Here is a 20390-nt window from a genome sequence, read left to right as displayed (position 1 = left end):
GGTGGCTCATAATGTTGACGGTTCATGATTCTAAGCAAAAGGTAGTCACGTTGCAAACAAAGGAACTTTTTTTCCTGGCTGGTATTCTCGGTTCAGACCGACTGCTTGGTGTGGAAGATCCGTTTCGCGGCTATATGGCGGAGGATATCGCGATGGAGTGGGAGCGTGTCAAAACCTCCCTGCTGGACAAAGGATATCTGATTCGGGATCAGGATACCGATGAGCTGATCATGACACCGACCGTTTTCTCCAGGGTAGCCATTGCCGGATTGTCCGATAGAGCTTGTTGGATTCGCTACACGATCAACGGAAAGTCGTATGAGAGTTATATCCATTGCACGGATGAGCGGGTCGTTGAAGTTTCCCGTGTTGACGACGTACCGGACTCGTTCCGGCTCGGCGATCTGGGAAGTGTTCGTGAAGCCATTGATGTTCTGATAGAGCGGATGAAATGGAGCGGCCATTCTCCTGCGGAGAAACCGGCCCTAATGTGCTCCAAGAAAAAATTTTATGATGTCATGAATGAGCTCGAAAACAGCGGAGTACAGACCGTAGCAGCGGAACTCGAACAGGAGACAAGTGATCCTGAGGGCTCACTTGCACTGGCACGCTGTCTGGTGGGTAAGGAGTCAGACGGGGAGCTCAGGTTGCTTGTATGGAATGAAGACGGGTGGAAGTCGCAGTCAGCAGCATTTGCTGCAAGTGCGGTCTCCAACTGGTTGTTCCGAATGAGCACTGCGGCTTCAGATGATTGGCTTGTTGCAGCACTGACGACTAGAGAACAGTTTCACGAGATGCTGCTGGACTGGCTTAAACAGCCTGCAGGGGAAGAGGAAAGGTGATGGTAAATGCGCATTCGTGTGGAACCGGATGTGCTTCGGGCACTGAGCAAGCAGATTCAGTATGCAGCGGAGCAAATACAGCAAAAGATGACAGTGTTGGATCAGGCGATTCATTCGCTGGAGTGGGAGGTTGAATCCCGCGCAGCGGTGATGAATGAATGGAATCACAGTAAACGACTGGGCGAGGATGCGCTGCGTCGATTAATGGACTTAAGCGTACAGCTGGGACGCAAAGCGTTGTTATTCCAGCAGGCAGACATGGAGTATCGTTCCGTGCTGAGTCATGTGAACACAGCCTATGGTAATGCGGTCAATATGCTGAATGTTCTTCAGAACAATCGTACAGGAGAAATCATGCCTGCACATTCTGCAACTGTAGCTGTAGTATCCGATCCCCTTTCCGCAATGGCGGCCGTATATCGTGTACAGGATGCCGCTCCGCCTGATGGCTCCCCGGCTACACTGGTGCAGGCTATGCAGCCTGAGCCTGTAGCATGGAGATTCACAGATCCTTCCTTTCGGGGAAGAAGAGGGACCGAGCCTGTTGTTTCCTGAACAGGGTAAATGAAAGTAACAGCAGAAAGTGAATTTTTTTGTAAATAGGCTGTTAGGAGAAGTTTCAAGTGCTGAAAATGGGGTAAATAGGATTAGGTCCTTCGGCTTTTGTCCGATCGATCCTGGTATAGTACAATTTGAACAAGCTAAAAATTTAATTGCACAAACCAAGGAGGAATTTACAAATGGCAGGACGTATTTTAGTTACCCCAGAGCAGCTTGATCAGGTTTCCAACCAATTTAAACAAAGCGGTGAGCAAAGTCAGCAAATCGTATCTACATTGACTCAATCCATCACAAGCATGGAAGGACAATGGGAAGGTATGACAAAGCAACGCTTCTTCCAGGAGTTCCAGGAAGCTAGCAAACAAATGCAATCATTCGTTCAAACGCTGAACAGCATCAGCGCTGAACTTACAGCTATTGCTAACAAATTCCGTACAGCTGACCAAGCTCGTTAATCTGCTTTACATAGATCAGGCCGATGTGAAGTCTGAATTCGTCCTGAATTATAGGTGGATAGCAAGCTGAAGATGTACAACTACAGCAAAAACCGGGCGTTTTCACAACACCCGGTTTTTGTTGCAACTATGACACTAGGACAGAGAGAGGGATAAGCATGTCTTTTCAACCAAATCCCGGGGATGAAGTGGTGATTAACGACATTGCCTATACGATTGGGCAACATCCGGCAGCGCCGGGTCTGGCTTATGCCCAAGCCGGAAGGCAGGGGATTGTTTATCAGTTGATACCCCGTAATGGTTCCATTCATGGGGCTAAAGCACTAAAAGTATTTTTTCCTAAATTCCGTATTCCGGCTATGGTATATCAGTCTGAACATATGGAGTCTTATAGTGAACTGCCAGGTTTGCAGGTATGCAAGCGTGATGTGCTCACTCCGGAAAGAAACGGAGCGCTCATTGGAAAACATCCCGATCTGTTATATGCGGTGTTGATGCCATGGGTGCAAGGTCAGACCTGGTTCGATGTGATCAGTGATCAGAGACAGTTGACGGCTGAGGAGAGCCTGAAGCTGGCTAGAGCGCTTGCTGGAACAGGTTCGGCTATGGAACAACGTGGACTGGCTCATTGCGATATGTCCGCTCCCAATGTAATGATTCCGTTTTTTTCCGAAGTGGAGAACCTGGGGAAGACGTCTGCGGTAGAACTTGTGGATGTCGAGCAGATGTACGGTTCCAAAATGGATCGTCCGGATGCCCTGCTTGCCGGGTCACCCGGTTATGCAGCCCATCGAACAGTGCACAGCGGTTTGTGGAGTTCATATGCTGACCGATTTGCCGGAGCTGTTATCATTGCTGAAATGTTAAGTTGGTCGGACCCTCTGATTGTAGAGAAGGCGTGGGGCGAAAGTTATTTTGACCAGCATGAAATGCAAACGGTGAGTGAACGGTATTATGCGATGCGGGAGTCCCTTGAGAAGCGTTGGGGTTCCAAACTGTCAGATCTGTTCATTCGAGCTTGGGAAAGTCACGATCTGAGCAGCTGTCCGACGTTTGGTGAGTGGTATGTTGCATTGGCTGCGGTAGACGTGGATCAGGCCAATGCGGCGGCTGCTGCGACTTCGGAAGAAGAAGCTGCCAATCCGTCCGAAGCTGATGTGAATCTGAAAAAGAGCTCAGAACCATTAAGTGAACCGGTGAATACGCAAGACGGTAATCGTCCTCAAACGTCGCACTCTCCAGATCAGGAAGCGGTTGTGAACCGTCTGTTCCTGCAAGCAAGATCCCTGGAGGATGAAGATAAACCGGCTGCAGCACTGGAAGTGTACCGCTCGCTTTATCATTTTATTCCTCATAACAGCGCGATGCAGATGGAAGTGGAGGCTGCAATCAAGGAACTGGATGCAAAGCTTAATCCAAAAGAAGACACAGACAAGCCTGTACCTGTGCCATTCTACAGATCCAAAAAGTTCATGATTTCCTCCGCTGTGCTTATTGTATTGCTGGCAGGTGGCGTGCCAACGGTCAAAATACTCGCCGATCAGGCAGAGGTGAAACAGAAAGAACAGCAGGAAGCCACACGACTGGCAGATATCAAAGCTGCAGAAGAGGCTGAAGCAGCAAAGGCAGCTGCGCTCAAACAGCAGGAAGAACAAGAGAAGCAAAAGGCCGCAGATGCTGCAAAACTGGACGCAGAGGAAAAGAAAAAGCTCGCTGAAGCCAAGCAGAAGGAAGCTGAAGCAAAGAAAAAAGAAGAAGAACGTAAGGCGTTACAGGCCAAGTACGACAAACAGGCGAAATATGAGGCCTATCTGGTGAAGCAGGAGCAGCAGAAGAAAGAAGCCGCTAAGAGAGCGCAGCAGGAGAAGTACGATAAACAGGCAAAATATGAAGCTTATCTGGTCTGGAAAAAAGAGAATGATGCCAAGCTTGCAAAACAGGAAGCGGAGCGTAAAGCGGCAGCTGAAGTTAAACGTCAACAGGAGATTGCTCAGAAAGCAGCTCTGAAGAAAAAACGTGCCCAGAATGTGGTCACGCTGATTGCTCATTACAATAAGACGTATAACGCGCAAAAAGGCAGAAAAATTGAAAATGCGGAAGCGTATGCCCGTGATTTCAAAAATCTCTACAATACCGATGCTTCCTATTTCAAAGGTGTCGGCAAAGTGGCTGCTCGAATGAGTGCCATTAACAAATTCCTGAGCAATAATAGCTACACGTTGCCCAACTTATAAATAACGTAACGATGGAGGTGACTCACCCTAGATGAACTACACGATTCAAGCATCACAGCGTACACCTGCACTTATTATATATTTAATTGATATTAGCGCCTCCATGAACATGGTTCTGGAAAATCGTCGACGGATTGATGTCGTCTATGATGCCTTATCTCTCGCGATCCGCCAAATGGTATTTCGGTCTACCAAGGGAAATCGTCTGACGCCTCGCTATCGTATAGCGATATTGGCTTACAGCGATGATGTATATGACTTGTTGAACGGTATCAAAGGGATTGACGAAATTGCTGCAGTTGGTTCTTTGCCTGACCTGACTCCGAGACGGTTTTCAGATTCTGCGAAGGCTTTCCTGCAGGCGGAAAAGATTCTACAGGCAGAAATTCCAAACATGCAGGATTGTCCTGCGCCACTTGTATGCCACATGACGGATGGGGTAGCCACAGGTGAAGATCCCGAGCCTATTGCAAAAAGAATTATGGGTATGAGTGTACCTGACGGCAATGTACTGGTGGAGAACATTTTTATATCGGATCATCTGCTGGAAGGGCCAATTGCTGAGCCTAGAAGATGGAAGGGAATCTCTTCGGAAACGAATCTACAGGATGAGCATGGAGAGAAGCTGCGGAATATGTCATCCGTTCTGCCCGAAAGTTATCGGGAAATGCTTGTTGAAGCTGATTATTTGCTTGCACCCGGTGCACTCATGATGCTGCCAGGTACATGTGCAGAATTGGTATCAATCGGGTTCCAGATGTCCGCTGCTACGCCTGTGAGATAGGAGGGGAATCATGAGAGCGATGCGTTTGGCAACATTGTCTGCTGGAGATAAGGGGGGCCATGCCGAGCAACGGCATGGCAACTTTCGCTATGTGAGTGTACAGACCGGGGAACAGCCGCTAACTCGCTATCAGGGCACATTTAAGTGCAGATATGGTTATGGCAGAGCTGCCGAGACCGTACATCAGGGAGATACCGGACAGGACTTTGCTGCGGTACGTATGAAAGGGAATATCTGCAATTTTGTTTTGTGTGATGGCGTAGGTATGAGTTACCTGGGCGATTTTGCAGCGCGTTTTCTAGGGAATGCTTTGCTGGATTGGTTGGAAACAACGCAACACACAACGGTAGAAGGTGTTGAGCGTCTTCTCCATGATCTTACCCTTCCCGCATCGGAGCAATTGGAGAAATTACAGCCACTGGAAAGTTCCCCTTTGTTGCTGCGTGAAGTGTTGATGGAAAAGCGAAGTCGGGGCAGTCAGGCCATGTATGTGTGTGGGCGGATCGAGCTCACCGGAGGCGGACGCAAAAGTCGGGTGTGGCTTGCGTGGCAAGGAGATTCCCGCATTCGTCTGTGGCGTAATGGCCAGGAACAGTCTGAATTATTTCAGACTCACTGCAAGACAAATGAGCGTTGGTCTACACTCGAAGGCCCCGTTGGAGGTAAACCGCACATCTATGAGACAAAAGGTTCAGCAGGTGATTCGCTGCGGCTCCAGTTATATACGGATGGACTGAACGACCTGGATGCCATTCAAGCCTATGTCCCGGATGAACACATTCAGGTACTGCTGGATGCTACACATACGGGTGGACTTGAAGATGATGCCGCTTTCATTGAGCTGGAATGGTGAGTGCCAGTTATAAAGTTGTGGACCGATCCTGAAGTTGCTGTGACGTTGGTGTAGATCAACGGTGAAAAAACTTGTTGGTGTTGATTTAAAAGACACTCTTTTTGGGTAATCTTGTGAAGAATTGATTTTGAGCTTGAACGTACATTCTTACATAATTGCTAAAATGAAGGAGTGGGATGGATAATGACACAACATAACGGCAAGTCACGGTTCCAAGGTAAGGTTGCGATTATTACCGGAGCAGGCTCCGGAATTGGGAAGGCCACTGCGGTCAAGCTGGCTAAAGAGGGTGCACATGTTGCATTGTTTGATCTGGTGAATGATCGGATCTCGGAAACGGAAGCAGAGATTAATGCGCTGCACCCCGGTGCGGCAAGAGCATTTGATGTAGACATTTCCGATCCGGCACGTGTGGAAAAGGCGGTACTGGAAACTGTTGAGTTATTCGGCGGTTTGGATATTGTTTTTGCCAATGCGGGCATTAACGGTGTATCGGCACCGATTGAGGAAATTCAGGTTGAAGATTGGCAACAGATTATTACAACCAACCTGAATGGTACGTTTTTCACGATTAAATATGCATTGCCTCACGTGAAAAAACGGGGTGGCGGCAGTATTATCATCACGAGTTCGATTAATGGCAATCAACGCTTCTCAAGCTTTGGCATGTCGGCATACAGCACGTCCAAGGCAGGACAGGTTGCTTTTGCCAAGATGGCTGCGCTTGAGCTGGCGAAGTTCAAGATACGTGTGAACGTGATCTGCCCAGGAGCGATTGCGACAAATATCGATCAAAGTACGGTCAAAACGGATGATCTACAGCAGATCATCATTCCGATGGAGTTCCCGGAAGGACAACAGCCGCTTGCGGATGGGCCGGGTCAGCCGGAACATGTTGCCGATCTGGTGAGCTTCCTCGCATCGTCCGAATCCAGACATATTACTGGAGCAGAGATCGTCATTGATGGTGCCGAATCATTGCTCAGCTAAGTGAGTATTCTGGATAAATTTCATTTTTGCTAAGGCGTGTCTTAGGGTGTGTCTGCGATAGTCGTTCCTCTGGAACGGCTTTTTTTGTTATAATGCTAACATTCGAATAGAGATACTGAAGAGCAGTAGGGTACATTCATTAGGAGCGATTATATGCATATAGAGTTACCGATACAAGAGGTTATTCCTGAGTTAAGACAGTTATTTCGGGATCAAGATACAGGTGTGTTAATTGCAGAGCCAGGAGCGGGAAAAACGACGGTTGTACCGCTGGCTTTGCTGGAGGAGCCGTGGGTTGCGGGACGGAAAATCATTATGCTGGAACCCCGAAGGCTGGCCGCGCGTTCAGCTGCATCGAGACTGGCGGCTACGCTTGGAGAAAAAGCGGGGCAGACTGTAGGATATCGTGTACGCATGGATACCCGGGTGAGTCAGGCGACACGCATTGAAGTTGTGACGGAAGGGGTATTGACCCGGATGTTGCAGCAGGATCAGGGTCTTGAGGACACGGCAATGATTATATTTGATGAATTCCATGAGCGGCATCTACATGGGGATTTAGGTCTGGCTCTGGCCTTGGAATCCCGAGCGATGTTACGTCCAGATCTGAAATTGCTGGTCATGTCGGCTACCCTAGATCCTGTTCCCGTCTGTGGGTTGCTTGGTGAAGGTACAAAATCAATTCACTGTCCGGGACGTACGTTTCCGGTGGAAACACGATATGTGCCAAGACCGGCAGCTATGCCACTGGAACAATTTACGGCTCAGACGGTGACCAAGGCATTAGCCGAACAGGAGGGGGACGTGCTTGTTTTCCTTCCAGGGGCAAGAGAGATACACCGTACAGAGCGGGAGTTATCAAGTGGATCTCTTCCTGGACATGTGAAAGTTCATTCCCTGTATGGCAGTATGCCGGTGGAACAACAGGATGAGGCCATACGCCCGGCGGCTGAGGGCTCGCGCAAAGTTGTGTTGTCCACCTCGATTGCGGAATCCAGCCTTACACTAACTGGAGTCAAGATTGTGGTGGATGCGGGGCTGAGCCGAGCATCGGCATTTTCGCCGCGCACGGGCATGAGCCGACTTGTCACCCTGCCGGTGTCCAAGGCGTCAGCCGATCAACGGCGGGGTCGTGCAGGGCGAATTGCCCCGGGGGTATGTTACCGGCTATGGAGCGAAGAGGTTCACGGGGGACTGCCTGAGGCAGCACGCCCGGAGATCACCTCCGCGGATCTTGCGCCGCTGGCGCTGGAGCTTGCCGTCTGGGGTGTCCAGTCCCCAGCAGAGCTGCAATGGCTGGACACCCCGCCTGACGCCGCCTACGGCCAGGCACAGGCGCTGCTGCGCCAGCTGGGCGGCCTGGACGACGCAGGCCGCATCACGCCCTTCGGGCGGCGGATGAACACGCTTGGCGTGCATCCGCGACTGGCCAGCATGTTGCTCCGCGCAGCGGAGCTTGGGCTGGCCAGCTACGCCAGCATGCTGGCGGCACTGCTGCAGGAGCCTGCCGGCCTTCGCAGCAGTGGCAGTGCAGGCGCGGGCACGGACCTCCGCCCGCGCGTAGAGGCGCTGCTGACCGCGGACAGCAGCGGCATGCCGCAAGCGGCAGCGGCTGTCGCAGACGGCGCGGCCGTGCGGCGCATGCTCCAGGAGAGCCGCCAGCTGCGCTCGGCGCTCGGCCCGGCGGCCGATCCGGTGCGGCCGGATGAGGACAGCTGCGGATTGCTGCTGTCCTTCGCCTATCCGGACCGGATCGGGCAACGCCGGGAGGACGGCCGCTATCTGCTGAGCAGCGGCCGCGGCGTACGGCTCGCAGCGACAGAATCGCTGAGCCGTTCAGCGTATCTGGTCGCAGCTGAGGCAGACGACCAGGGCGCAGATGCGCGCATCCTGCTGGCTGCGCCGTTGCAGGAGCAGACATTGTTGCAGGCAGGTCAGCACTTGCTGCGCAATGAAGTGCAAGTGGCCTGGGATTCCAATACCCGCAGCGTGCGCGCACATAAGAGACTTCGGATTGGAGCCCTTGTGATTAAAGAAAGCAGTATTGCACAGCCGCCTGAAGATCAGGTGCTGGAAGCACTGTTAAACGGGATACGGATGGAAGGGCTGGATTGTCTGCCCTGGACCAAAACATCCAGACAACTTGCGGACAGGCTGCGGTTCCTGCATCTCCATCTACCTGAGTGGCCTGACCTGATCGAAGATGATCTGACCGAAGAGTTGGCAGAACATCTGACACCTTATCTGACAGGCATGCGTTCGGCAGCAGACCTCAAGAGATTGTCGATGCAAGATGTGTTACTTGGTGGCCTGAGCTGGACGCAACGACAACAACTGGACGATGAAGCGCCGACGCATATACAGGTGCCTAGTGGTTCACGTATTCCTGTGGACTACAGTCGTCCAGAGGCCCCTGCTCTGGCGGTAAGATTACAGGAGATGTTTGGACAACAGGAGACACCGCGTATAGCGGGTGGGCGAGTCCCGTTGACCATCCACTTGTTATCGCCAGCTCAGCGACCTGTACAGGTTACACGAGACTTGGCAAATTTCTGGCGAGAGACGTACTTTGACGTCAAAAAAGATCTGAAAGGTCGTTATCCGAAGCATTACTGGCCGGAAAATCCACTTGAAGCGGACGCCACAAATCGGGCTAAACCACGGGGGAAATAGATGAATTATTTCGTTTTGGCAGATATCAACGACACGTGTCTGGAGCAGAACCATGGAGCGGAGCGCTAACGAACTTGTGACGTCTTATTCAGCGATTTGAAGCGCCCACAGTAATCTAAGGAATCTGAAACACGCTATATCTGAATAACCAGCTGTTTACAGCGGGTTTGTCAGATGATTTTGGTAAATAACGTGTCTCATGTTCCTTACACAATAAACTGAAGACCCGAAGGCTAAATAAGACGTCCTCGGTTCCTTAGAAAATTGCCTGGGACAATCCGCCAGGATCAGCCAGCCTAGAATTCAAGATGTTTTGGACGCCGACGTCCTTCAACGTAGAGCATGCCTGACAACGTATCACATACCTGAGTTTGAAGGCACACCTTGACGAGGAATAAAAAGGAATGAACTTCAGCAATTTTTTACTATCAACACATAGTATATTGACTTGCAAACGTTTAAAAGAAACTTAGGCGGGTAATAACATAGCGAACCACTCAATAATATGAGGAGGGATTCACTATGCAGAAGAAAATCGTAGGTGTGTTTAATACAGAACGTGAAGCATCACAGGCTATCGAGGGTCTGAAAGCACAAGGATTTACTTCAGACGAAATCTCCGTTGTTACACAGGATCGGGATGAACTGAAGGCAATTCGGGAAGAGACAGGTACAAAAGCCCCTGAGGGTGTGGCTGCGGGTGCAGCAACAGGTGGTGTACTTGGTGGCGTGGCCGGTCTGCTCGCAGGTATCGGTGCACTAGCCATACCCGGTATAGGACCGATTCTGGCCGCAGGGCCTATCGCAGCAGCATTTACCGGTGCAGCTGTGGGTGCAGGAGCTGGCGGATTGGTGGGTGGACTTGTGGGTCTTGGTATTCCGGAAGAGGACGCTAAACAGTATGAGGAGTATGTACAGAATGGTAAAATCCTGCTGCTCGTAGATTCTACGGATCGGGACTCCGAGGTATATGATGTGTTCAGTGGCAATAGCCAGCTTAACCGAGACAGAGCCGAAGGAGCTCATCGCGGAGATGTGCCAGCCGAACGTCCGGATCTGGATGTGGAAGAACGCAGATTGGAAGCCCAAACCAAGGCAGCGCGGTTGGGTAACAATACATTCCTGTAATCTTGCCGCGAATTCGATTGATATGAAATAGAACCCAATGACTTAATATCTGCAAAATGGAATGACATATATGATCCACCAGATGGTCATTAGCCGGTTTCCTTAAGGGAAGCCGGCTTTTGTCCCTGTGTTGCATATGGGTCGGTGTCAATAATGTCGGATGGTGTTTTTACCCAGTCAAGCAGGGAATAACAATACATATAACAGTACAGCCAAAGCGAGTCCAATCACCAGTAGCATCATGGTAAGAAACCGGATTAATCCGGTTGATGCCTGAAACGTCTGTTCATTGATTTGTGTACGCTTCCGATGATACGCTGCTGCAGAATACACAATGATGGATATACCGCCAATCAGAGAAGTGATACCGGTAATAATCGCCGCAATATGTGCAAGTTGATCATACGCCGACGAATTGAAACCAAATCCGGCAGCAAGAAAGCCGATGCCCGCCATGGCAATACCGGTGCGTACCCAGGCCAGAAAAGTTCGCTCGTTAGCCAGATGTTGTTGGACATATTTGGAATCGGTAGTGGTTACGTCTTTGTCTGTTAAAGAAATGTGAATCAACTCCGTTCAATAAATATACGGCTTCATTTTCATTATATCTCTTATCGTAAAACCAAGAAAGGATGGCTGAATGTATGCCTCGCAAAGAACGAATTACAGAAATAGAGAGCTTAAGGGGAATTGCCTTTGGAGCGGTGGTTCTCCAGCATTCCATCGCACATTACTCATTGGTTCCGGAAACGAGACTGGAGGATGGCGTGTTACTGGCCATACTGCTGATGCTCTCCAAATTTGCAGTTCCTTTATTCATATTCATAACAGGTATGGTGCTGTTTTATAACACGGGAGACAAGCTGCATTACGGCAAGTTTATGAGAAAAAGAGTAACCGACGTCATTGTGCCTTATCTGATCTGGTCACTCATTTATTTTACACTTGCACCGCGGGGCTGGACCGGATTTGGATGGAATGACATCCCAGACCTAGGCCTGAAGTTGCTTACGGGCAAAACGACTTCACACTTTTGGTACATCATTATGTTGATTCAGTTTTATCTGTTATTTCCGCTCTTTTTGCGAGCCATTCGTTATGTATATAACCGATATGTGGCCAAGGGGCGCTTGATCGCATTATTGATTTCTGGTGTGGTGTATCTTGTACTTGCGGATCAATTAAGAAACATCGCCAAGTTCATGGAACGGGTGAATATCCCGGTGCTGACAGATGCTTTTACAACGTATGCAGACCGTAATTTCCTTTATTTCTTTATTTATTTTGTACTTGGTGCAGCAGCGGGGTTATCCGTCCAGCACTGGAATGAATGGATTCATCGATTGCGCTGGATATACTGGACAGTGTTTATTGTTCTGGGTCTGCGGTTTACTTATTTATTAATGCTGGAGTTTCAAAAGCCGGAGGGAATCAAAATTACGTTCTACACGGTCAGCTTGATCCGCCCTGATATGGCACTCTTTCTGATCGCTTCCATTATGGTCATGTACCAGCTGGCCGGAAAACTTCACAACCTCAGGGCTACACGATTGCTGGGATGGATTGGTGGTGTATCGTATGGCGGTTATCTGATGCATATGTTGATGCTGCGGTATAGCTACATTCCGGATGAGTTGTTTTACGTTGCTATGGGTTGGAACCCTGTCGTCCGAATGATCATCACCTGGTTGTTGGCTCTTACATTATCCTGTGTAGTGACATGGCTTATCTCGCGTGTAAGCTGGGGCAAATGGATTGTGGGAGCCGTACCGAAATCTGTCCGCAATAAATGAAAACATCAACATATGAAAAATTCGTAATAGATAATCACAGCTGTACAGGAGTATAAGGGAGTAGAGTATACGGACACAAGATACAGATACAGGAGCACAGGTATTACAGCTTTTACAGCTTTTACAGCTTTTACAGCTTGTGCACAGTCTTTCTTATTATTAAAATTCGATCTCACGACTCCCTGAGCCCTGAAATAAACAAACTTTTGAATCAATTTCATAACTCACTAAAAATGAATTTCTGTAACTGGTTATAGACAAATTGAACCGTTTCGATCTATATCCAGCCTTGATTGAAGCAGCTAAAGGTATTATGAAATTAATTCTTTTGAATAAAATTAAAATTTCATTACATGAAAAATTCACAAAAGTAAACCTTTTTCCGTGCTTCCCTCAGATTAACGCGTATTCACCCGATTTCTTGCTCGCCCTCCTTGAAGATAGATAAAAGGGAGGCAAAGCGGAGAAAGATGGCAGAACACGAACATAAGTTTTATAATACTAGATATATAGGTTCTGACAGGAGGGGAATGAACGTGGCTTTTATGATTGCACAGCGGGCATTTATTAAGCTGTATCTGATTACGATGGTTGAACAGCACCGGGGGTATGGTTACGAGATGCTGGAGGCGATGAAGCAGGAATTCAAAGACTACGGTTATGTACCACCCCAGAGCGAGGTATATCGGGCACTACATGAATTGGTACAGCAAGGTGTTTTTTATCGCACGAAGAAGCTGAAGGGCAATGATCCAAAGGTCGATTTTCAGGAAATCGTTTTATATCATTTCACGGATGATGGTGCGGAAAAAGCTGAGTTATACAAGAAACAGGTCAAAACGGATCTGGATCGTTGTCTCGGCATGTTACACAAGGCAGATGAGGACAATTACGGTACGAAAGGAAGATAAGCATGGATAAACAGTTACAGTGGGGTGTACTCGGTACGTCAACCATTGCCAAAAATGCAGTCATTCCGGCGATCCAGCAGTCCGAACGTGGTGAAGTCTTGGCAATTGCCAGCCGCAGCAAGGAAAAAGCGGAAGCCCTTGCCGAAGAACTCGGCATTGCCAGATCCTATGGCAGTTACGAAGAACTCATCGCTGATCCGGACATCGAAGCCGTCTACATTCCTTTACCTAACCATATGCACAAAGAATGGACCATTAAAGCTGCACAGGCTGGCAAACACGTGTTGTGTGAGAAACCAGCTGCCTTGAATGCAGATGAATCAGCAGAAATGATCGAGGTATGTCATCAGCATGGTGTTCTTTTTGCAGAAGCAATTATGTATCGATATCATCCCAAGCACAGACGTGTGAAAGAGATTATAGCTAGTGGAGAGATTGGCATTGTCAGAGCCATCCATGGTAACTTTACCTGTAATACCGCTGATGACAAGGAAAATGTAAGGTTCAAAAGAGAGATGGGCGGCGGATCATTATTCGATCTTGGCGTGTATCCGATCTCGGCGGCCCGGATGTATCTGGGACAGGAACCGGAAGCGGTGACAGTTCACGCTCTATTCTCGGACGAGCATGATGGCGTGGATATGATGGCGTCGGGACTGGTAGAATTTCCGAATTCGGTAGCTTTAACTTTTGACTGTGGTATGTGGGCTTCAGGTCGAGCGGAGATGGAGATTCTCGGGACGGAAGGGCGGATTGAACTGCCAAAAGTGTTTGGCTGGGAGAACAGTGATATTCCACCTCAGATTATTGTACACACGGATTCGGTCAGCCGTGAGGAACGTGTATCCGTGTCGAATTCCTATGTGCTTCAGGTGGAGACGTTTGCAACGGCTGTGCTTGAAGGAGAGGCCTTACCTTTCAGTCCGGAAAATACCATTCAAAACATGCGCGTTATTGATGCGTGCCTGGAATCGGCTCGAACTCGTCAACGTGTGCAATTGATCGATTAGATTAGGTCAGTTTAAACATACTAGAAAAGTAGACTCCATCTTCAGGGATGAGAGTCTTTTTTTCTGTCTTAAAATGTTACTATTATAATATTTTACAATGTAAACGTCTTCATTTGATATTTCTACCAAAATGATGTGATATAAATAGTCATGAGATGACTTGTTTACTATAATCTAGCAGAACATACAACTAGACCGTTACAGCTTACAGAACGCATATCGTGACAACGTTCATCTACTTTGAAGGATTGGGAGGCCGGATTGATGAAAAAGTTGATATCCACCGCATTACTGGCATTGTTGTTAACGTTTGTTTCCTCACAGGTTCACAGTTCACTCCAGTCGCACAGCAAAAGGCATCTGCCGCAACATGTACCGTCATCAATACGTTTACGGGTGTAGCAAACTATTTGAGTGCAAACGGAACGTTGCCATGTAACTTTATTACCAAATCACAGGCAACAGGACTCGGCTGGGTAGCGTCAAAAGGAAACTTGGCTGTAGTTGCTCCTGGGAAAAGCATCGGTGGGGACACATTTGGCAATCGGGAGGGGCTTCTGCCTTCGGCCAGCGGACGTACATGGCGCGAAGCGGATATCAACTATACTTCCGGCTTCCGGAATTCGGATCGGATTGTGTACTCCAATGATGGACTCATCTACAAAACGACAGATCACTATGCATCATTTACACGTTTGAAATAGAGGAAGGAGCAGCCATGAATACCGTGATTCTGGATGGAGAAGACTTTGCGAGTAGCGCTGAACTTCATCAACAATTAAAGGATAAGCTGAAACTGCCGGATTTTTATGGCGGTAATCTCGACGCTCTGTGGGATTGCCTGACGGGTACAATTGAACTTCCACTAGAGCTAAAATGGACCAACTACCTAATCAGCGAAGAACGACTAGGGAATGAAGCAGTCCGGTTACGTGATTTGATGTTGGAGGTACAGGCTGAACAGTCTGGATTTCAATTGCGTGTTGAGAAGTAGTCAGCAAATAAAGGCCAGTTCAAATACAATCCGTCCAGCCGAGCAGACCACTTGTGGTCTGTTTTTTTGTGTTATAGAGCGAGATTTTACTTTGCTTACTTGTCGTTAAAATTATTTTCACGGAGGTATTGATTTCTGCATAACTTACGTTAAAATAAAATTAACATGAAAAATATTTTAACGTTGAGGAGTGAAAAGGGATGAGCGATAACACAGCAGTTGGCAAGCAAGGTATGGGTGAGTTAATACGAGTAAGACCGTACATGCAATTTATGCTTAGTAAAGTTGTATCCAGATTTGGTGATTCGATTGACTCGATTGCCTACAGTTGGATGGTGTACATTCTAACCGGTTCGAAAGTGTTGATGGGTACGTTGCTGGCGGTGAATTTTTTGCCCAATATCCTTCTGGGTCTGTTCGCCGGGGCTTTGGTTGATCGCATGTCTCCCAAAAAAGTGATTGTGATTACGAATACCGGTCGCGGGTTGTTGGTGGGTATTACAGCTCTGCTGTTTGGATTGGGCCAACTTGAAGTCTGGCATCTGTTTGTCATGACAATTCTGAATTCTTTGCTGGAATGCTTCACTAGTCCTGCGGAAGTGTCCAGTGTCCCCCGATTGCTTCCCCAATCAATGCTGCTTTCGGGTAATGCGATGTCCTCTTCCGCAACCAGAGTGGCGGAACTCGCAGGACTTGCAGTGGCGGGTGCCCTTATTGCTACAATAGGCATTGCCTGGACGATCCTGATTGATGCGGGGTTGTTTGCGCTAAGTGCTTTAATTATGAGCCGAGTAGGCTACCCTGAAGCCTTAACAGCTGCTAACAATGAAGATAAAACATTAACTGAAATGAATTCTCTTTCATCCGACAAAAGTAGTATATTCTCCGAAATGGCGGAAGCTTTTCATTTTCTCCGTAAACATGCCTTATTGTTAATTGTCTCCATCCTGTTTGCCTTCGTTAATTTCTGCCTGATGCCGTTTAATGTTCTTCGTACACCCTATGTCATTGAAACGCTACATGCTGGCGCTGGGGGATTAAGTCTGCTTAGTGGGCTGATGGTGGGAGGTATGTTGCTCAGTGGTGTATGGTTGACACAAAGGGGAGCAAATTATCGTAAAAGTGTGCTGGTCATCAGCGGTATTGTCATGTTGGGTCTCAGTTATGCGATGACGGCACTACCCGCTTACATGACTTCCTTCCAACTGCCGGTTGCAGCGGCCTTTTGTCTACTGATGGGTATGGGGATTCCGCTGGCTACAACACCGCTGGCCACCTATCTTATGGAAGTTACCCCTTCGGAGATGCTGGGTAGAGTGTATGCCCTTCAGAGTATGCTCGTCTTGAGTGTTGCACCCCTTGGGAGTCTGGTTTCGGGAGCACTTGCGGATTGGATGACCATGCCTGTTCTGTTTATAGTCTTCGGTATTATGCTTGCCATGTCAGCAGGTATGTTGTTATTTAGCAAAAGTTTTCGAAGTGCTCTGTGAAGATATTCAGAAGTGATCATTAGCCAATTTTCTGTATCAAGTCATTTCTCGCTCGTTTTGACCGAAGTCCTGACGCAACGTTATAATAGAGATATCGATGGACAACAGGTACCCCGGAAATGAGGATACAGGGATGGAGCACAAGGTTCTTTCAACAATTGAAGAAATTAAAATCTACTCCGATCCGTATCGGATTCAGATTATGAATATGTTTAACAAGCAGGGCAGACCATCCACTGTCAAAGAGATCGCCGACCAGATGGGTGAGGTGCCAGCCAAAGTGCACTATCATGTAAAAAAGCTGGAGAAAATTGGTCTGCTGACCATCGTTTCTACACGTGAGATTAATGGGATTATCGCCAAATATTATGAACCATTCACCGGAGAGATCCATCTCCGTCACGAAGATGAAGACAAGGAAAACTCTCCATTGAAACAGGTGTTTCGGTCCGAGACGCTCAAATTATTAAATGAAATGTTCGAACAGAGTCGTCAGCGATTCATGCATCAGGCGGAAAACGAAGATCGGATGTTTCTCTCGGACATCACGCTGTATGCAACCCGTGAGGAAGTAGAGCAGCTGTATAAAAACATCATAAAACTCTGTGAACCCTATACTACAAAAGAGAATCGACAAGGGGAACATGAGGTCTTTCAGTTATTCTCTGCTCTCTCTAAACCTATAGTGAAAATACCTGCTTCTAAGACAGATGCAAAAGAGAAAAAGAAAGCTACGTCTGATAAGGGTAAAGCAACTCCGAAAACGTCTCGATCTGTGTCTAAGCGGCAGGAATCTGCATCATCTGGTAGTGAGTCGGAAGAATAAATGGATGGAATACATGGGTTCAGCCTTATTGATGGAAGCAAGTAACCGCAAACGTGAGAGACTGTTATGGAGAAAACTAGAAAAAGCCGCCCAATGGCGGCTTTTTAATGCGTGATAAGGAAGGCTAATGGTGGAGCAGTCTATGGAATCAATCAATTTTGACGCTTAACGTTTCAGTTCATAACAAAGTTACATGTTCTCATCGTAGCTCTTCACATCACGTTTGGCTGCGGTTGCGGGGGAGTTGGATGTACCATATTCTTCGACCGCTTCCCAGGCATCTGCGTTGTCGAATTTGCCGGCCCGCTGCTGTCTTCCTTCTCCAGCACCACTCGGAGGCATGGTCATTACTTCTTCTTCAACGGGCCGATCGTTGCTGATCTCCCGGTTAGGTGTGTCGTCAATACAGTAAGCCGTATAGGGGATAGCTTCAAGTCGTTCGAAGGGAATATCTTCGCCGCACGTTACACAGGTTCCATATGTACCTTGCTCCATACGTTCCAATGCGTCGTTCACTTGATTGAATTCGTCTGTTAATGTATCGTCAATCGCCAGATCACGGCTGCGTTCAAATGTTTCCGTACCGGCATCTGCCGGATGATTATCGTAGGAGGACAGCTCACCGGTTGAATCTTTCAGCGACTCGACTGGAGCACCGTCTTCCATGCTGGATTCAAAATGACGCTGCAAGTTTTCACGTTGCTCCAAAAGGGCGTTTTTCAGTATTTGATGTTGATCTTTAGTTAATGTACTCATAAGGACATGCTCCTTTCCCGTTGTGGGTGTAGTGAGTCTTTACCCGAATTGGATGAAAAGCAATCATTTTCGTGAGGAATAGGGCTGTATCGTTTTATATCTGACGGATTATGTGTTATAAAAAATAGAGAGAGAAATTGCCGTGTGTTCTTCCCAGGAAATAGAACAACGGCTTGGCTTATAATGGAGGTTGTCAATATGGATGAACATATGAAACGAAGATTGGATAAACAGAGACAATTGTTCAAACAATTGGGTGTGCAGCTAGATGCGTTATCGATTCATGAAAAACAATTTAATTATAAACTTCGTGGTTATGATCCGGATGAGGTAGATGCTTATCTTGACCTAGTCATCAAAGATTACGAACGTTTCTATGCCAATATTGCAGATCTGATGGACAAATGGCAAGAACAGCAGTTAACGATCCGTGATCTCAAGTCGTCCGCGAAACCGGTGGAAGATCCAACCAAGATTGATCGCAAACAACTGGATGATATTGTGAAACAACTGGAATACAGTGTGCGACAGCTCAAGATCAGAGCACGTCCCGAAAAGGATCTGTTCTCTGAATAAGGTCGGCATGTCCTGGATTATATTAAATAAAGGTGGTTAATCATGAGTACTCATTTTTCGGTCAGTGTGCATTGTTTGTTGTTATTGTCACTCAGCGCGCCTGAACGAATCACGTCTGCACACATTGCAGGTAGCGTGAATACCAACCCTGTCGTCGTCAGACGTATTCTGGGCGGGCTGAAAAAGGTGGGCTTGGTGAACTCCTCTCCTGGAACAAGAGGTTTTTACTTAGCGAAGCCATCAAGTGAAATCACATTAGCCATGATCTATCAGGCTGCCAAGGACGAAGGTCCATTGTTCCCGATTCACGGCAATTGTAACCCGGATTGTGAAGTGGGCTTGCATATAGACAGCTTGCTGACCAATCTGTATCAGGTTGCCGAGGCGAAGGTGGAGCAGTTCTTTGCATCCATTACACTCGAAGATATGGAACGTTCCTGTACTCAGATGCAAGCTGTTCCATCACAGACAGAATAGATTGCAACAAGACTTAAAGTGCATGTTCAAAAAGGGTGGTTTTCAGTACCGAGAAGATGGGATGAAGTTAGAAATGGAGTAGCGGAGCGTAGGAAACTACGTGAGCAACTACAATGTTTCCTAAGGAAACAACCTTCGTAAGCATATGCTTATTTCGGCTGAATTCCATATTCGATGTTGCGATGCCGTTAGGCATCCTTCGTAATCAAAAGCGGACTTTTTGAACAACCTCTTAAAGGAAAGGTGGGTTGTTATATGAAAATTGTAGTCATTTCTGACACGCATTGTTCACGTAAATCACGGAAGTTACCGACTAGGCTCCTGGATGTATTGCCGAGTGCCGATCTCATTCTTCATGCCGGTGACTGGTCGGATTGGAGTGTGTACCCATTGCTTAGTGAGTATGCACCAGTTGAAGGGGTAGCGGGTAATACAGACCCGTCCGAAATCGCTGAAAAACTGGGATATTCCCGTATTGTTGAAGTGGAAGGGCTTCGTCTGGGGCTAGTGCACGGTCATCTGGGATCAAAGGGTACGGAGCAGAATGCAATTCATACCTTTACAGGCCAGCATGTGGATGCTGTGATCTACGGACACTCACACATCCCGGTGATGCATACCGTGGACAACACACTGGTATTTAATCCGGGGTCGCCTACGGATCGACGTTTTCAGAAACAATACTCATTTGGCATCATGACAATAGATCAGGGGAAAATACAGGCTGAACATGTGTTCTTTGATCGGGATTAGAGAGATAAGCGCTGGTTGCAAGTTGGACGAGTACAAGAACCAGAACCAGCTACTGAAGTGGCGACTTGATAACTGATAGGGAACCTTCTCCTTAAATTTCATCTTATATATATGATTATTGTACAAGGCATCTTTGAGCAGAATTCAAATCTGTTCCAGAGATGTCTTTTTTGATTTCTGATCTCATCATTCTCTTGAGAAGTTATCTCTGAATGGGGAATGTGCTCTGTTCGTTATCTGTCATTCATCTGTTGGCGTTTTCCCCTATGGTGACGTTCAGTGGA

Annotated in this window: 21 protein-coding genes; 19 read left to right on the top strand and 2 right to left on the bottom strand. The window is 47.7% G+C overall.

The genetic code is table 11. The annotated features are described in order from the left end of the window. The first annotated feature begins 11 nt into the window (after positions 1-11). The 9 genes from AC6CIF_RS00895 (at position 12) to AC6CIF_RS00855 (ending at position 10520) form a co-directional block, all read left to right on the top strand. Positions 12-842 (top strand): hypothetical protein, encoded by an 831-nt coding sequence (locus AC6CIF_RS00895; protein ID WP_498197400.1) that lies wholly within the window; start codon positions 12-14, stop codon positions 840-842. A gap of 6 nt (positions 843-848) precedes the next feature. Beyond that, positions 849-1397: a WXG100 family type VII secretion target gene (locus tag AC6CIF_RS00890; RefSeq protein ID WP_017689072.1), complete on the top strand. Its 549-nt coding sequence runs from the start codon at positions 849-851 to the stop codon at positions 1395-1397. A 185-nt stretch (positions 1398-1582) separates the two neighbouring features. Then, positions 1583-1858: a WXG100 family type VII secretion target gene (locus AC6CIF_RS00885; RefSeq protein ID WP_017689071.1), complete on the top strand. Its 276-nt coding sequence runs from the start codon at positions 1583-1585 to the stop codon at positions 1856-1858. A gap of 158 nt (positions 1859-2016) precedes the next feature. Continuing rightward, positions 2017-4092 (top strand): hypothetical protein, encoded by a 2076-nt coding sequence (locus AC6CIF_RS00880; protein ID WP_498197397.1) that lies wholly within the window; start codon positions 2017-2019, stop codon positions 4090-4092. Between the two features lie 31 nt (positions 4093-4123). Further along, positions 4124-4876, top strand: coding sequence for a vWA domain-containing protein (locus AC6CIF_RS00875; protein ID WP_017689069.1), 753 nt, complete (start codon positions 4124-4126; stop codon positions 4874-4876). A 10-nt stretch (positions 4877-4886) separates the two neighbouring features. Continuing rightward, entirely contained in the window at positions 4887-5729 is an 843-nt protein-coding gene (locus AC6CIF_RS00870; protein ID WP_076208839.1) for a hypothetical protein, read from the top strand. Between the two features lie 183 nt (positions 5730-5912). Further along, positions 5913-6719 carry an SDR family oxidoreductase gene (locus AC6CIF_RS00865; RefSeq protein WP_017689067.1) on the top strand — a complete coding sequence of 269 codons (807 nt, stop codon included), beginning with the start codon at positions 5913-5915 and terminating at the stop codon, positions 6717-6719. A 153-nt stretch (positions 6720-6872) separates the two neighbouring features. Next, positions 6873-9392, top strand: a complete 2520-nt coding sequence (gene hrpB, locus AC6CIF_RS00860) for an ATP-dependent helicase HrpB (RefSeq protein WP_498197394.1) — start codon at positions 6873-6875, stop codon at positions 9390-9392. A gap of 522 nt (positions 9393-9914) precedes the next feature. Next, a complete protein-coding gene (locus AC6CIF_RS00855) occupies positions 9915-10520 on the top strand; it encodes a general stress protein (protein WP_498197393.1) in 606 nt (201 codons plus the stop codon). A 177-nt stretch (positions 10521-10697) separates the two neighbouring features. On the opposite strand, the gene AC6CIF_RS00850 is transcribed toward AC6CIF_RS00855, so the two are convergent. Further along, a complete protein-coding gene (locus AC6CIF_RS00850; protein WP_243391412.1) occupies positions 10698-11090 on the bottom strand; it encodes a YidH family protein in 393 nt (130 codons plus the stop codon). Positions 11091-11164: 74 nt separating this feature from the next. On the opposite strand from AC6CIF_RS00850, the gene AC6CIF_RS00845 reads away from it, so the two are divergent. The 7 genes from AC6CIF_RS00845 (at position 11165) to AC6CIF_RS00815 (ending at position 17544) form a co-directional block, all read left to right on the top strand. Beyond that, a complete protein-coding gene (locus AC6CIF_RS00845; RefSeq protein WP_498197392.1) occupies positions 11165-12313 on the top strand; it encodes an acyltransferase in 1149 nt (382 codons plus the stop codon). 536 nt (positions 12314-12849) lie between these two features. Then, positions 12850-13224, top strand: coding sequence for a replication termination protein (locus tag AC6CIF_RS00840; RefSeq protein WP_105598241.1), 375 nt, complete (start codon positions 12850-12852; stop codon positions 13222-13224). Positions 13225-13226: 2 nt separating this feature from the next. Next, positions 13227-14234, top strand: a complete 1008-nt coding sequence (locus AC6CIF_RS00835) for a Gfo/Idh/MocA family protein (protein WP_498197391.1) — start codon at positions 13227-13229, stop codon at positions 14232-14234. 221 nt (positions 14235-14455) lie between these two features. Further along, the gene (locus tag AC6CIF_RS00830) at positions 14456-14938 is read left to right on the top strand and encodes a ribonuclease (protein ID WP_498197390.1); all 483 of its coding nucleotides are present in this window, start codon (positions 14456-14458) and stop codon (positions 14936-14938) included. Between the two features lie 14 nt (positions 14939-14952). Next, positions 14953-15228: a barstar family protein gene (locus AC6CIF_RS00825; RefSeq protein WP_498197389.1), complete on the top strand. Its 276-nt coding sequence runs from the start codon at positions 14953-14955 to the stop codon at positions 15226-15228. Between the two features lie 200 nt (positions 15229-15428). Continuing rightward, entirely contained in the window at positions 15429-16718 is a 1290-nt protein-coding gene (locus AC6CIF_RS00820) for an MFS transporter (protein ID WP_498197388.1), read from the top strand. 133 nt (positions 16719-16851) lie between these two features. Further along, complete coding sequence (locus AC6CIF_RS00815) at positions 16852-17544, top strand: ArsR/SmtB family transcription factor (protein ID WP_101313449.1); 693 nt, start codon at positions 16852-16854, stop codon at positions 17542-17544. A gap of 189 nt (positions 17545-17733) precedes the next feature. Here AC6CIF_RS00815 and AC6CIF_RS00810 read toward each other — a convergent pair whose 3' ends face one another. Beyond that, positions 17734-18300 (bottom strand): TraR/DksA C4-type zinc finger protein, encoded by a 567-nt coding sequence (locus tag AC6CIF_RS00810; RefSeq protein ID WP_498197386.1) that lies wholly within the window; start codon positions 18298-18300, stop codon positions 17734-17736. Positions 18301-18498: 198 nt separating this feature from the next. Between AC6CIF_RS00810 and AC6CIF_RS00805 the strand changes: the two genes are divergently transcribed. From AC6CIF_RS00805 to AC6CIF_RS00795, 3 genes are all read left to right on the top strand, one after another. Continuing rightward, positions 18499-18876 carry a DivIVA domain-containing protein gene (locus AC6CIF_RS00805; RefSeq protein WP_017689054.1) on the top strand — a complete coding sequence of 126 codons (378 nt, stop codon included), beginning with the start codon at positions 18499-18501 and terminating at the stop codon, positions 18874-18876. Between the two features lie 42 nt (positions 18877-18918). Next, on the top strand, positions 18919-19353 hold the full coding sequence (locus AC6CIF_RS00800) for an Rrf2 family transcriptional regulator (RefSeq protein ID WP_036670452.1): 435 nt from the start codon (positions 18919-18921) through the stop codon (positions 19351-19353). 255 nt (positions 19354-19608) lie between these two features. After that, a complete protein-coding gene (locus AC6CIF_RS00795) occupies positions 19609-20106 on the top strand; it encodes a metallophosphoesterase family protein (protein ID WP_498197384.1) in 498 nt (165 codons plus the stop codon). The last annotated feature ends 284 nt before the right edge of the window (positions 20107-20390 follow it).

The organism is Paenibacillus sp. GQ49 (assembly GCF_059759055.1).
This window is presented reverse-complemented; position numbering and strand designations above follow the sequence as displayed.

Excerpts from the sequence above, each read along its gene's own strand:
- AC6CIF_RS00895 (WP_498197400.1), top strand. The coding sequence starts at position 12 with ATGTTGACGGTTCATGATTCTAAGCAAAAGGTAGTCACGTTGCAAACA.
- AC6CIF_RS00890 (WP_017689072.1), top strand. The coding sequence starts at position 849 with ATGCGCATTCGTGTGGAACCGGATGTGCTTCGGGCACTGAGCAAGCAG.
- AC6CIF_RS00885 (WP_017689071.1), top strand. The coding sequence starts at position 1,583 with ATGGCAGGACGTATTTTAGTTACCCCAGAGCAGCTTGATCAGGTTTCC.
- AC6CIF_RS00880 (WP_498197397.1), top strand. The coding sequence starts at position 2,017 with ATGTCTTTTCAACCAAATCCCGGGGATGAAGTGGTGATTAACGACATT.
- AC6CIF_RS00875 (WP_017689069.1), top strand. The coding sequence starts at position 4,124 with ATGAACTACACGATTCAAGCATCACAGCGTACACCTGCACTTATTATA.
- AC6CIF_RS00870 (WP_076208839.1), top strand. The coding sequence starts at position 4,887 with ATGAGAGCGATGCGTTTGGCAACATTGTCTGCTGGAGATAAGGGGGGC.
- AC6CIF_RS00865 (WP_017689067.1), top strand. The coding sequence starts at position 5,913 with ATGACACAACATAACGGCAAGTCACGGTTCCAAGGTAAGGTTGCGATT.
- hrpB (WP_498197394.1), top strand. The coding sequence starts at position 6,873 with ATGCATATAGAGTTACCGATACAAGAGGTTATTCCTGAGTTAAGACAG.
- AC6CIF_RS00855 (WP_498197393.1), top strand. The coding sequence starts at position 9,915 with ATGCAGAAGAAAATCGTAGGTGTGTTTAATACAGAACGTGAAGCATCA.
- AC6CIF_RS00845 (WP_498197392.1), top strand. The coding sequence starts at position 11,165 with ATGCCTCGCAAAGAACGAATTACAGAAATAGAGAGCTTAAGGGGAATT.
- AC6CIF_RS00835 (WP_498197391.1), top strand. The coding sequence starts at position 13,227 with ATGGATAAACAGTTACAGTGGGGTGTACTCGGTACGTCAACCATTGCC.
- AC6CIF_RS00825 (WP_498197389.1), top strand. The coding sequence starts at position 14,953 with ATGAATACCGTGATTCTGGATGGAGAAGACTTTGCGAGTAGCGCTGAA.
- AC6CIF_RS00820 (WP_498197388.1), top strand. The coding sequence starts at position 15,429 with ATGAGCGATAACACAGCAGTTGGCAAGCAAGGTATGGGTGAGTTAATA.
- AC6CIF_RS00815 (WP_101313449.1), top strand. The coding sequence starts at position 16,852 with ATGGAGCACAAGGTTCTTTCAACAATTGAAGAAATTAAAATCTACTCC.
- AC6CIF_RS00810 (WP_498197386.1), bottom strand. The coding sequence starts at position 18,300 with ATGAGTACATTAACTAAAGATCAACATCAAATACTGAAAAACGCCCTT.
- AC6CIF_RS00805 (WP_017689054.1), top strand. The coding sequence starts at position 18,499 with ATGGATGAACATATGAAACGAAGATTGGATAAACAGAGACAATTGTTC.
- AC6CIF_RS00800 (WP_036670452.1), top strand. The coding sequence starts at position 18,919 with ATGAGTACTCATTTTTCGGTCAGTGTGCATTGTTTGTTGTTATTGTCA.
- AC6CIF_RS00795 (WP_498197384.1), top strand. The coding sequence starts at position 19,609 with ATGAAAATTGTAGTCATTTCTGACACGCATTGTTCACGTAAATCACGG.